Source organism: Micromonospora sp. NPDC005367 (assembly GCF_040606825.1).
Classification (GTDB): Bacteria; Actinomycetota; Actinomycetes; order Mycobacteriales; family Micromonosporaceae; genus Micromonospora.
Genome location: NZ_JBEXFP010000003.1, coordinates 124,786 through 137,110, shown reverse-complemented (window position 1 = coordinate 137,110; position 12,325 = coordinate 124,786). Strand labels below are relative to the sequence as shown.

The following is a 12,325-nucleotide window of genomic DNA, read 5'->3' as shown; positions in this document are numbered from 1 at the left end:
CGCTGCCGCCGGTGGCGCATCCGGCTGCTGCGGATGCCGTAGCTGCCGCGCGGGTACTGCGTTCGCGGTAGCCGGCCGCTCATCCGCCAGCAGGAGTCGCCCGTCGCCGCATCCGGCTAAGGTGCGCCCATGAGCACAGGACGGCCCGGTGTCCAGGCCGGTGTCGGAGATTGGGCGATCGCCGTCTGCGTGGCGGCGGTGCTGTTGGTTGCCGGGCTGTCCGAGAACCGCCCCGCCACCGATGTCGATCCGCTGGGCTACGTGCTGCTGGTGGCGGGCGGCCTGGCGCTGGCCGCGCGTCGCCGGGCTCCGGTTCCCGTCCTGGCCGCCACCGGCGTGTGCGCGGTCGGCTACCAGGCGGTCGGCTTCGAGGTGCCCGCCGTCGCGTTCCTGTTCGCCGTGTACGCCGCCGTGCGTGCGGGCCATCGCGTCGTCACGGTCGTGGCGGCTGTGATGACGCTGGCCGCACTCCCGCTCGCGGCGCTCGCCCTGCCACCGGACATGCCGGTCGGCGAGGCGCTCGCCCGGGCCCGGGGCGTCCTCGAACTGGCCTGGTTGGTCGCCGCCGGTGCGGCGGGTGAAGCGTTGCGGCAGGCCGAGCGGCGGGCGGACGAAGCCGAGCGTACGAGGGAGGAGACCGCGCGGCGCCGCGCCGACGAGGAACGGCTGCACATCGCGCGGGAGTTGCACGATTCGCTCACCCACCAGATCTCGATCATCAAGGTTCAGGCCGAAGTGGCCGTCCACCTCGCCCGCAAGCGGGGTGAACCGGTGCCGGAGGCCCTCCTGGCGATCCGGGACGCCGGTCGCGAGGCGACCCGGGAGCTGCGAGCGACCCTGGAGGCGCTGCGCGACGACGGCGAGACGCCGTCGCATGGGCTCGACCATCTCCCGGAACTGGTGGAGCGCGCCCGTACCACCGGCCTGAAGGCGACGTTGACGATCGAAGGACGACGACACGACGTACCGGCGGCGGTGGACCGCACCGCCTACCGGATCGTCCAGGAGTCCCTCACCAACATCGTGCGTCACGCCGCCGCCGCTACCGCGTCGGTCCGGATCGACTACCGTCCGGAAGCCCTCGCGATCCGCGTCGACGACGACGGGAAGGTCATGCCGGACACCGTCCCGATGCCCGGCGTCGGGCTGCTCGGGATGCGCGAACGAGTCACCGCTCTCGGCGGTCGCCTACGCGCGGAGCCACGCAACGAGGGCGGCTTCACCGTCCACGCCGAACTGCCCTTGGGCCCGGCATCATGATCCGGGTCCTGCTCGTCGACGACCAGCCGCTCCTGCGCAGCGCTTTCCGTGCGCTCCTCGACGTCGAGGACGACATCGAGGTGGTGGCCGAGGCCGCCGACGGCGAGAAAGGCCTGGCGCTGGCGAAGGAACACCTGCCCGACATCGCGCTCATCGACATTCAGATGCCGATCATGGACGGCATCGAGGCGACCCGGCGCATCGCCGCGGATCCGACCCTGGCGGGGGTGCACGTCGTCATCCTGACCAACTACGGCCTCGACGAACACGTCTTCCATGCGCTGCGCGCCGGCGCCGCCGGATTCCTCGTCAAGGACATCCAGCCGGAAGACTTTCTGCACGCCATCCGCGTCGCCGCGCGCGGCGACGCCCTGCTGGCACCGTCGATCACCCGCAAGCTGATCGACCGGTACGTCACCGAGCCGCTCCACACCGGCGTCGACACGAAGCTGAAAGAGCTGACCAACCGCGAACGTGAGACAGTTGCCCTCCTCGCGCAGGGCCTGTCCAACGACCAGATCGCCGAACGCATGGTGATCAGCCCACTGACCGCCAAGACCCATGTCAACCGGGCCATGATGAAGCTCCACGCCCGTGACCGCGCCCAGCTCGTGGTCCTCGCCTACGAATCCGGCCTGGTGGTCCCACGCCAAGGTTGACGTTCCGACGAACGGACCACCCGGCTGGCCGCGCCTCTGCCGCGATGCGGCGCGTCCCGGCCAGCCGGATTCCCGTCCGTCAGGTCATCGCGATGTGGCCGGAGGGCGCCTGACGCGGTGACTGCGGGACCGATCGACGCAGGTACGACTCGATGGCCTCGATGACCCGCGGACGCAGGTCGGCGGCGCGGATCACCGCGTCGACCGAGCCCACCTCGACCGCACGCTGGATGCTGTGCACCCGGTCGAACTCCGTGGCCACCTCGCCGAGCTTCTCCGCGCGCACCGACGAGCGCAGCTCGCCGAGTTCGGCGGTCAGCGCGGCTCGCTCGGTGCCGGAGGCGACGGCGACCCGGGCCTCCAGCTCCTGCACCCGCGGATCGGCAGCCGTACGACGGTCGACGTCACCGGAGAACACCACCGCGGCGGCGGGAGCACCGCCGAGCACCGAGGCGAACGAGCCCTCCAGCGCCAGCACGGTCATGTCCGGGTTCAGCGCCTTCGAGAACACCACGAACGCGCCGCCGTGGTATCGCGAGATCACGCAGAACACGATGGGCCCACGGAAGTTCACGATCGCGCGGCCGATCTCGGCGCCGTACTCCAGTTGCAGCTTCCGCATCGACTCGGGCGAGCCGTCGAAGCCCGACAGGTTCGCCAGCACCACCAGCGGCCGGTTGCCGCTGGCCGCGTTGATCGCCCGGGCGGCCTTCTTCGACGACCGCGGGAACAGCGTGCCCGCGGTGTAGGTGTCCGGTCCGTCGGTGGGCGGGAAGCCACGCCGCGGCACCGAACGCGACTCGATGCCGAGCAGGCACACCGGGATGCCGCCGAGGTGTACGTCCTGCACCACCGCCGTCTCCGCGTCGGCCATGCCCGCCCAGCGCTCCAGCACCGCGTGGTCCTGGTCGGCGAGCGCCCGCATCACGGTCCGGATGTCGAACGGCTTCTTGCGGTCAGGGTTGGCGGCGGCGGAGAAGATCTCGCCGACCGTGGTGAAGTCGCTGCCGGCCACGGTGTGCGGGAAGTCGGAGATGTCCCGGTCGACCGGGTCGGTGGTGGTAGCCCGCCGCGGCGTCTGCTCGCCCGGCGCCACGTACGTGTGCGCGTAGTGCGCCATCAGCACGTCACGCGCGGCCGGGATGTTCGGCGCCCAGTACTGCGCCTGACCGTTGGGTCCCATCACCCGGTCGTAGCCGCCGATGCCGAAGTTGTCCTCGGCGGACACCCCACCGGAGAAGTCGAGCGACTGCTTGCCGGTGAGCACCATCGCCGAATCCGGCGTCATCACCAGGACGCCCTTGGTGTGCATGAGCATCGTCGCCTCGGCGTTCCAGTACGGCTGGGCGCCGACGTTGATGCCCGCCACGACGATGTTGATCTCGCCGCCGGCCTGGGTGAACTCGACGATCCGCTTGAGTGCCGCGGCCACCCAGTCCATGTTCTCCGTGCCCGACGTCATGGAGATCCGGGCACCGGCGGACAACGAGTACCACTCCAGCGGCACCCGCATCTGCTCGGCCAGGTCCAGCGCGGCGATCACGCGGCGGCACTCCGGCTCCGACAACGCGCCGAGCGACTTCGTCGGGTCACCGAGCAGCACGACCCGGGTGATGCCCTGCGGGTGCCGCGGGGTCGGCGTGGTGACCACGCCGGCGACGATCGCGGCGGTGTTGCGTCCCTTGGGCCGCTCGACCGGCACGAGCACGTGCTCGTCGTCCAGGTCGTGCTCGACGAAGTCGCCGAGCAGGCGGGTCAGCTCGTAGGGGTACACGGTGTTGCGGCTGCTCGCGCGCAGCACCTTCAGCCGGTAGTCGTCGAGCGGCTCCACCGGCTCGACCGGCGGCTCACCCACGGTCAGCTCGGCGCCGCCCGTGGCGTCGAAGGTGATCCGCACCCCGATCTTGGTCAACTCGCCGGTCGTACGGTCGCGCTGCCGCGCGATGAACAGGATCTCCTCCAGCCCGGCGCCCGCGGTCGTCGGCCGGACCCGGTTGGCGATCGTCTCCATCTCCTCGCGGGTCAGCTCGCTCGGCGGCCAGACGTAGATCACGATCCGGTTGGTGTTGAAGCGCACGTTCGACGGGCGGCGCGACTGCGCGCGGCGGATCGAGTCGAGGCAGGCGGCGACCGCGTCCTCCGTGGTCGGCAGCGCGACCAACCGGCCGTCCTGCTCACGCAGCTCGGTCAGGTCGCGCACCTGCGCGAACGCGACGAGGCGCTGGTCGGACGGATTCTCCCGGGCCACGGACTGGAAGAGGTAGACCTCCTCGTCCGAGGACGGCAGCCGGGTGAGGTCGAACTTGTGCAACCGCTCCAACTGCATCCGCTGCGCGATGTACGGGTGCAGACCACGGATCAGCCGCTCCTCGGCCATCCCGCTGCCCGACGGGCGGAAGGTGAAGTGGTGGTGCATCACGGCGCCGCCGCGACCCGCGACGGTGGCGGTGAGCCTGCTGACCTGCTGCGGCAGCGGATTCGCGTTGATCACGTCGAGCAGCGCGGTCGCCATCGCGTCGAAGTCCTCCGGCTGGTTCTCCCAGGCGAGGTAGATGTCGGCGTCGATGGCGTCCCCGCCGCCAGCCAGCTCGGCGAGCCCGCGCAGCGCGCCGCCCAGCGCGTCGAAGCGCACCGCGGCGGAGACCACGCTCGAGCTCGCCCGTTCGGCGACCACCAGGGTGCAGCCCCCGACCTGGTGGGTGGTGACGCTGCTGAGCGCCTTGTTGCCGTAGTAGCGCCGAGTCAGCACCTCCAGCATCACCGCGTTGTCGAGGTGGTCGTGGACGAGCCGCTGACCGAGCAGCCGGACCAGCGGTTCGGTGCTGCGTACCATCTCGGCGATGCGCTCACCGCGATCCGCGGCGTCCGGGTGCGCGTCCAGGTGGCGCAGGTGCTTGCGGACCTGCGCGTAGACGCGGGCGCGGTTGCGGCGCAGCAGCGGCTGGGCGAACCAGGCGAACACCACGCCGCGGGCGAGGTCGGCGACCACCGGGAAACGGACCTGCGTCGCGGCCACCAGCCGCTCCAGGGCGAGACCGGCGGGCTCCCGCAACGTCTCGTCCGGCGGCAGCTCCCGCAGCCACGCACGCAGCAGCGTCGCGACGACCGTGGCGTCGGCGGACGCGCGCTGCTGGGCGAGGAAGATCCGGAACACCGCGGCTTCGAGCTCGGGGGAGCGCTCCAGGTCGGTGATCCCGTAGTGCCCGAGGGCCTTGGCGAGCTTGACCTGGAACGCGCTCGGCAGCCCGGCCCGCTCGACGTCGAGGCTCTGCAGGTAGGTGTAGAAGTGCTCGCGAGCGCTGTGGATGTGGCTGCCGACGCCGTCCTCGCCGGTCGGCCGGTTGCGGGTCAGCTCGGCGAGGTCGGCGAAGAGGTTGACGAGGTCCAGCTCGTCGGCGAGCGGCCGGTGGCCGTCCTCGGCGGCCGCCTGCCGCGCGGTCAGGTAGTCGTCGAGGACCCGGCGGTCGTCGTGCGGGTCGACGTCGAAGCCGAGCAACAGCCCACGCAGGTCCTCCTGGCCACGGGCGGCGCGTTCCTGCGCCGGGATCTCCTGGGGGGCGGTGGGCAGGTCCAGCTCGACGGCCGCGCCGGTCGGGCCGTCCGCGGCCTCCTCGGCCTCGTCGCTGAGCGGCTCCAGCCGCAGCAGCGGCGCGCCGGCCTCCACCTGGCTGCCCACGGAGACGGCGCACTCCTTCAACCGCGCCTTGAACGGCGCCCGCAGCACCGTCTCCATCTTCATGGCCTCCAGCACCAGCACCGGAGCGCCCGCCTCGACCTCGGCGCCGATCTCCAGCGGCGTGGCGACGACCAGCGCCGGCATCGGCGAGCGGACGACGCCACCCTCGTCGCGGCTGACCCGGTGCGTCACCCCGTCCACCTCGACGAGGTGGATCGGCCCGTGCGTCCCGGTGAGCAGGCGGTACCGGGTGCCGTTGACGGCGATCTGCCCGGTGTGTCCGTCGAAACGGTCGAGCTCGACGTCGGCGGTGCGGACGCCACTGCCCGTCTCGATGCCCACGCGGAACCGGTGCGCCCCGACCCGCGCCACCCGCATGCGGTAGCCGACGCCCCGCAGCTTCAGGTCGAGTGGCCGGCCGCTCTTGTGCTGCACCTGCGGGCGTCCGCCGGCCGCCGTCGACAGCAGCCGCTGGCGCTCGACGCGCTCCTCCTCCTCGTACGCCTCGATGGCGGCGGCCGCCAGCGCGACGGCGGAGTGCCGGTGCGCGACCAGCCTGCCCTCGCCGCGGACCCGATCGATCCAGCCGGTGTCGGCGCTGGCGTCGATCACCTCGGGCTGGTCGAGCAGGTCCAGCACGAAGCTCTTGTTCGTGGCGCCGCCCTCGATGACGACAGTGGTGTTCGCCATCGCCCGGCGCAGCCGGCCGAGCGCCTCGTCGCGGTCGCGACCGTAGGCGATGATCTTCGCGATCATCGAGTCGAAGTCGGCGGGGATGGTGTCGCCCTCGCTGACGCCGGTGTCCACCCGGATGCCCGGCCCGGCGGGCAGGTCCAGCCGCACGATGCGGCCGGGGGAGGGAGCGAAGTCGCGGTCCGGGTCCTCGGCGTTCAGCCGGGCCTCGATGGCGTGCCCCCGCTCCACCGGCGGCTCGCCCTCGAGCCGCTTGCCCGAGGCCACGTGCAGCTGCGCCTTGACCAGGTCGAACCCGGTCGTGGACTCGGTGATCGGGTGCTCGACCTGCAGGCGGGTGTTCACCTCGAGGAACGCGAACAGCTGATCCCCGGGGTGGTAGAGGAACTCGACGGTGGCCGCGCCCCGGTAGCCGACCGCTACCGCGAGCCGTTCGGCCGACGCCTTGAGCTCGGCCACCTGCGCCGGGCTGAGCACCGGTGACGCGGACTCCTCGATGACCTTCTGGTTGCGCCGCTGCACCGAGCAGTCGCGGACACCGAGCGCCCATGCCGTGCCCTGGCCGTCGGCGATCACCTGGACCTCGACGTGTCGGGCACCGGTGACCAGGCGCTCCAGGAACACGACGCCGCTGCCGAACGCCCGCGCCGCCTCCTGGCTGGTGCGCTCGTACGCGTCGGCGAGCTCCGCCGCACTGGTGATCACGCGGATGCCGCGGCCGCCGCCACCCGCGGTCGCCTTCAGCATCAGCGGGTAGCCGATCTCGGCCGCGGCCGCGACGGCGGCGTCCAGGGTCTCGACCGCGCCGCGGCTCCACGGGGCGACCGGCACCCCGACCTCCTCGGCGATCAGCTTCGCGCCGATCTTGTCACCGAGCTTGCGCATCGCGTCCGGGCTCGGGCCGACGAAGGTGACCCCGACCTTCTCGCACAACTCCGCGAACGCCGGGTCCTCGGCGACGAAGCCCCAGCCGACCCAGGCGGCGTCGGCCCCGGTCTCGACCAACGCGCGCTCCAGCACCTTCAGGTCGAGGTACGGGCGCGCGGATGCCGGACCGAGGTCGTAGGCGATGTCCGCCTCGCGGACGAAGGTGGCGGTGCGGTCGACATCGGTGAACAAGGCCACCGTCTCGATCCGGGTCCCGGTCTCCGCGGCCAGCTCACGGACCGCGTGGATGAGCCGCATAGCAGCCTCACCCCGGTTGACGATGGCAACACGGCTGAACACCCGATGACCCCCCGGCAGACCCCACGTTTACGTGCCGCGGGACGAAAACCCCCGGCAGTGATCACCCTTCCGCCCCCCGGCCCGCGGCGCCATGTTGTAACCGCCGAACCGGAAGCGGGGCCGTTTGTAGGAACCGTACAAAAGTCTTTGGCTCCACGCACGCCCATCCGGGCGGGTCGGGGCCAAGAGTCGGGTCTGTGGGGTCCCGGACGGCCGCGGCCGGTGTCGCCCGAGGTCCGACGCGCGTCGCGGACGGTACGTGGTGCCGGGCCGGCCGTCGACCCACCGAGGTGGCGGGCCGACGGCCGGCGGTGCGGATCGTGGGTGGCGTCAGACGGCCGGTGTGGTGGCCTTGTCGTCGGGGACGCCACCGGCCAGCGCGGCCGCCTCGGCCTCGGCGATGATCCGGCGCTCCTCGTCGCGGTGCTTGCGGTACTGCCGGAACGACCAGGCGAGGGCGGCGGCCCAGACGACGTAGATGACCGCGTAGAACGTGTAGCGGATGTTGTCCGACGCGTCGATCCAGTCGCTGCGCAGCAGGGTGCGGCTGTTGGTGAGGATGATGATGCCGCCGACCGCGGAACCCAGGACGCGGGGCGGAATGTGCCGGACCAGCCAGGCGGCGATCGGGGCCGCGATGATGCCGCCGATGAGCAGCGCGGCGACCCACGCGTAGTTCACTCCTTCGGACCCGATGCCGATGATGAAGCCGACGCTCGCGGCGACGGCGACCAGGAACTCGCTCGTGTCGATCGAGCCGATGGTCTTTCGAGGTTCGAGCCTGCCGCTGGCCAGGATGGCCGGGGTGCCGACCGGGCCCCAGCCGCCGCCGCCCGTGGAGTCGACGAACCCGGCGACCACCCCGAGGGGGGCGAGGAACCGCTTGCGCAAGGGCTTGCCGAGGTTTTCCTTGGGCAGGCCGACGGCGGTGAAGCGGACCAGGATGTAGAGGCCGAGGGTGAGCAGGATGATCGACATCAGCGGCGCGGCGGTCTCGGTGGACAGGCTCGACAGGAACGTGGCCCCGGCGAACGCGCCGACCGCACCGGGTATGCCGATCTTCGCGACGACCTTCCAGTCGACGTTGCCGAACCGCCAGTGCGACGCGCCGGAGACCAGCGTGGTGCCGATCTCGGCGAGGTGGACGGTGGCCGACGCGGCGGCGGGGTTGGTGCCGATCGCCAGCAGCAGGGTGGTCGAGGTGACGCCGTAGGCCATGCCGAGGCTGCCGTCGACCAGTTGCGCGCCGAGGCCGACCAGGGCGAGCAGGAGCAGTCTTCGCACGAGCACTCCAATCGGAGGAGGTTGGAGGAACTAGCGAGTCGGTGCGAGCCGAGATGTTGAGGAATCGAAGTCCCTCGGGTCGTTGGTGACGGCCGGTCGGCGGCCGGGTCGGCAACTCAAACTGACTACTATTCCTACTTGTTTGGTGGAGAATACGGCCGGCGTGGAGGCGGGGCAATACCTCGATCGACCGCCCGGAGCCGACGTGGCGACCACGCTCGTCGCCCGTATGGTGCGGGCCCTCGACGGACGGACGGCGCGTCCGCTCCGTGCGGAACCACTCGCTGCATCGACCGGTCCTCGCGTACCGTGCCGTCGTGCATACCGGGCTGATCGCCGTCGGCGTGGCCGCTGCCTGCCTGGTCGCGGCCTGGTCGCTGCTCATCCTGCTGGCCCGCCGCCTACCGCCCGGGATCCTCCGGGACCTCGCCGCGTTCATCCCCGACTGCGTGACCACCGTCCGCCGGCTCCGCAAGGACCCGCGGGTGCCCCGCCGGGCGAAGCTGGCCATCGTGATCGCCGGGCTGTGGGTGATCAGCCCGATCGATCTGATCCCCGAATTCCTCCCGGTCATCGGCCCACTCGACGACATCGTGGTCATCGCCCTGGCACTGCGCTACGCCGCACGTCAGGTGCCCCGGGAGGTACTGCTCGGAGCGTGGCCGGGAGAGCCACGCCTTCTCCTTCGACTCCTCGGCACGGCCGGGACCCGGCCCGATCGCCCGGAGACCGCCCCTCGCGGGACGAACCCGGCATAGATGCTCGACAGACTGTTCACGCCGCCGTTCACTGCTCATCACCGGTGCGGGCCCACCCGTTTCCGCGGACCCGCGACACTCGCTGCGGTTCGACACCGACGAGACCCGGAGCGTTCTCCTTGCCCCCGCACCGACGTCGTCGTTGGCGCGGCGCGGTCACCGCTTTCGCGCTGGCGATGTGCTCCGCCGTCGCCACCGCCGCCTCGGTCGCGCTCGTCCCGGCGGCCGCACACCCGTTCGGTGACCCGCAGACCGTGGCCGTCGCGCGCGACGAGCAGCGTCCCGACGTCGTGCACGTACGGTGGCGTGTCGGCGGACCCGACGACCTGACCCTGCTCGGCGTCTCTCTCGGCCTGCTGCCGGAAGACCGCCTGCTGCCCGACGGGAACGTCGACTACCGCTACTCGGACCCCGGACTGGTCGGGCCGTCCGAGCAGTTCTCGGCCTACCTGCTCAAGCGGATCACGGTCACCGCCGACGGGCGGCCGTGCGTCGGCGCCGTCGAGCCGCCACGAGCCGTCGCCAGAACCGGCGCCACCGTCGACTTCACCTGCCCCGGACCGGTCGGCAGCGCCACGGTCACGATGCGGACGCTCACCGACCTCAACTCCGCGTACCGGGCACTGGCCACCGGCCCCGACGGTCAGCGCGCCGTGTACGACTCGGTCCGGGAGTCCCACGACTGGGTCCTCACCGGCGGGTCGGCGACGCGCAGCGCCAACCTCGGCCGCAGGGCCGCCGTCCAGATCGTCTCCGTCACGGCCGGCGCCCTGCCGGTCGCGACCGTGGCGCTGATGCTGTTCCGCCGGTTCAACCGTCGCCGAAAGGCCGTCACATGACAGCACTCGCCGCCGTCCAGGCCGCGTCCGTCCCGGACCGGCTGCAGGACCTCATCCACGCGCCGGGCGTACCACCGTTGGCCTTCGCGCTCGCGTTCATCGCCGGCGCCGGTCACGCGGTCGCTCCCGGGCACGGCAAGAGCCTCGCCGCGGCCTACCTGGTCGGCTCGCGGGGGCGGCTGCGGGACGCCGCCTGGCTGGGTGGCTCGGTGGCCGCCATGCACACCCTCTCGGTGCTGGTGATCGGCCTCGCGTGGACGTTCCTCTCCCTCGCGAACGTCATCCGGATGGAGGCGCTCACCACCTGGCTGCAACTGGCCGCCGGTCTGGTCGCCGTGGCCACCGGGGTCTGGCTCGTACGCCGACACCTACGCGGAGGCGGGCACACGCACGGCCACAGCCGATCGCACGATCACCAGCGCAGTCACACCCACGAACACGCCGAGCGCCCCGGTCTGCTCATGCTCGGCATCTCCGGCGGCCTCGTGCCGTCACCGTCCGCGTTCCTCGTCCTGGTCACCGGCCTGTTCCTCGGACGCGCCGGCTTCGCCCTGCTGCTGGTCCTGACCTTCGGCGTCGGCATGGCCGTCGTCCTCTTCGGCGTCGGGCTGCTCGCCATCGCCGGAAACTCCGTCGTCGTCCGTGGCGCGAACTCCCACGCTCTCCTGCGACTGGCCAGCCGCGCCGCGCCCGTACTCGCCGCCGTCGGCATCACGGCGGTGGGCGTCGGCATCACCACGTTCGCCGCCTTCCACCTCACCACCGTCACCTGATCAGAGCAGCCGCGAAGGGAGTACGAGGACGGTGAACGCTGCCGTCCGTCGTGACCCTGCTCACCGATTCGTGACATAACGCCCGCTGTACTTGGACCGGCGCCTGCACGATCATCTTCAGAATGGTCCACACCCGAACCGCAGAAGCGTCCCCAGCAACGAGGGTGGGAATCACGGCCGCCGCCGAAGCCCTGCCGGAACGGGTGGTGACGAGTACGGAGTTGCAGGAGCTGGTCGAACGGGAAAGCGGCATCACGCTCCCGCCCCGGCTCTTCTCTCGAATGACCGGCATCGACACCCGTCGGATAGCCGGCCCCGACGAGCATGCCTCCACTCTGGCCGTCCGGGCGGCCCGTGCCGTGCTGCGCAGCGCCGCGGCCGACCCCGACGACATCGACCTGTTGATCTTCGCGTCGGCCTCCCGGGACATGGTGGAGCCCGCGACCGCGCACATCGTCCAGGCGGACCTGGGCACCCGCGCACACGTCTTCGACCTGACGAACGCCTGCAACAGCTTCCTGAACGGAATCGACACGGCCCGTGCGTTCATCCTGGCCGGGCGGGCGCGACGGGTCCTCGTGGTGACCGGCGAGACGCCGACCCGGTCGATGCGGATGCGCGCGTCCAGTGCCGCGCAGGTCCGCTCGGCGTTCGCTGGCTACACGTTCGGTGACGCCGGCGCGGCGGTACTCGTCGAGCAGGTACCCACCGGCGGCATCCTCGACGTGCAGACGGCCACCTTCTCCGAGCACTGGCCGGCCGGTGGGATCGACGGCGGCGGCTCCCGGTACCCACGCGGCGACGAGCACACCTACTTCCACGGCGACGGCGGGAAGTTGCGCTCGATCTTCGAGCGGATCGGGCTGGACGTGCTCCGCGCGGTACACCACCGCACCGGCCTCGACTGGTCGGACTACGAGAACGTGCTCGTACACCAGGTCACGTTGCCGTACCTGACCCGCTTCATGGAACTCGCCAGGGTGCCGCAGGAGAAACTGATCGTGACCGTGCCCGAGCTGGGCAACGTGGCCAGCGCCACCATCGGCGTGCAGCTGGCCCGGATCAACGAGAAACTCGCCAGCGGGTCCCGGGTGTTCTGCCTCGGTCTGGGTGGCGGCGTGAGTATCACCACGCTGGTGTGGGAGAAGTCCTGAAG

General features: G+C 71.5%; 8 protein-coding genes. 6 read left to right on the top strand and 2 right to left on the bottom strand.

Annotated features, from left to right (window positions below):
- The first annotated feature begins 129 nt into the window (after nucleotides 1-129).
- Together ABZS42_RS03335 and ABZS42_RS03330 are read left to right on the top strand one after the other, a co-directional pair.
- Nucleotides 130-1,260: a histidine kinase gene (locus tag ABZS42_RS03335; protein ID WP_355142090.1), complete on the top strand. Its 1,131-nt coding sequence runs from the start codon at nucleotides 130-132 to the stop codon at nucleotides 1,258-1,260.
- Complete coding sequence (locus ABZS42_RS03330; protein ID WP_355142088.1) at nucleotides 1,257-1,919, top strand: response regulator transcription factor; 663 nt, start codon at nucleotides 1,257-1,259, stop codon at nucleotides 1,917-1,919. The genes ABZS42_RS03335 and ABZS42_RS03330 overlap by 4 nt, the downstream gene beginning before the upstream one ends.
- 79 nt (nucleotides 1,920-1,998) lie before the next feature.
- Here the strand turns inward: ABZS42_RS03330 and ABZS42_RS03325 are convergent, their stop codons facing one another.
- Together ABZS42_RS03325 and ABZS42_RS03320 are read right to left on the bottom strand one after the other, a co-directional pair.
- On the bottom strand, nucleotides 1,999-7,515 hold the full coding sequence (locus ABZS42_RS03325) for a carboxyl transferase domain-containing protein (protein WP_355142086.1): 5,517 nt from the start codon (nucleotides 7,513-7,515) through the stop codon (nucleotides 1,999-2,001).
- A 330-nt stretch (nucleotides 7,516-7,845) separates the two neighbouring features.
- Nucleotides 7,846-8,799, bottom strand: coding sequence for a sulfite exporter TauE/SafE family protein (locus ABZS42_RS03320; RefSeq protein ID WP_355142084.1), 954 nt, complete (start codon nucleotides 8,797-8,799; stop codon nucleotides 7,846-7,848).
- Nucleotides 8,800-9,116: 317 nt separating this feature from the next.
- On the opposite strand from ABZS42_RS03320, the gene ABZS42_RS03315 reads away from it, so the two are divergent.
- The 4 genes from ABZS42_RS03315 to ABZS42_RS03300 all read left to right on the top strand — a co-directional run bounded on the left by ABZS42_RS03315 (nucleotide 9,117) and on the right by ABZS42_RS03300 (nucleotide 12,323).
- On the top strand, nucleotides 9,117-9,557 hold the full coding sequence (locus ABZS42_RS03315; protein ID WP_355142082.1) for a DUF1232 domain-containing protein: 441 nt from the start codon (nucleotides 9,117-9,119) through the stop codon (nucleotides 9,555-9,557).
- A gap of 119 nt (nucleotides 9,558-9,676) precedes the next feature.
- The gene (locus ABZS42_RS03310; protein WP_355142080.1) at nucleotides 9,677-10,396 is read left to right on the top strand and encodes a hypothetical protein; all 720 of its coding nucleotides are present in this window, start codon (nucleotides 9,677-9,679) and stop codon (nucleotides 10,394-10,396) included.
- The gene (locus tag ABZS42_RS03305; protein ID WP_355142078.1) at nucleotides 10,393-11,169 is read left to right on the top strand and encodes a cobalt transporter; all 777 of its coding nucleotides are present in this window, start codon (nucleotides 10,393-10,395) and stop codon (nucleotides 11,167-11,169) included. The genes ABZS42_RS03310 and ABZS42_RS03305 overlap by 4 nt, the downstream gene beginning before the upstream one ends.
- 164 nt (nucleotides 11,170-11,333) lie before the next feature.
- Nucleotides 11,334-12,323: a ketoacyl-ACP synthase III gene (locus tag ABZS42_RS03300; RefSeq protein ID WP_355142076.1), complete on the top strand. Its 990-nt coding sequence runs from the start codon at nucleotides 11,334-11,336 to the stop codon at nucleotides 12,321-12,323.
- The last annotated feature ends 2 nt before the right edge of the window (nucleotides 12,324-12,325 follow it).

What these genes read in the sequence shown, in the direction of transcription:
- ABZS42_RS03305 (WP_355142078.1), top strand. Translation starts at nt 10,393, where the DNA reads ATGACAGCACTCGCCGCCGTCCAGGCCGCGTCCGTCCCGGACCGGCTG.
- ABZS42_RS03330 (WP_355142088.1), top strand. Translation starts at nt 1,257, where the DNA reads ATGATCCGGGTCCTGCTCGTCGACGACCAGCCGCTCCTGCGCAGCGCT.
- ABZS42_RS03335 (WP_355142090.1), top strand. Translation starts at nt 130, where the DNA reads ATGAGCACAGGACGGCCCGGTGTCCAGGCCGGTGTCGGAGATTGGGCG.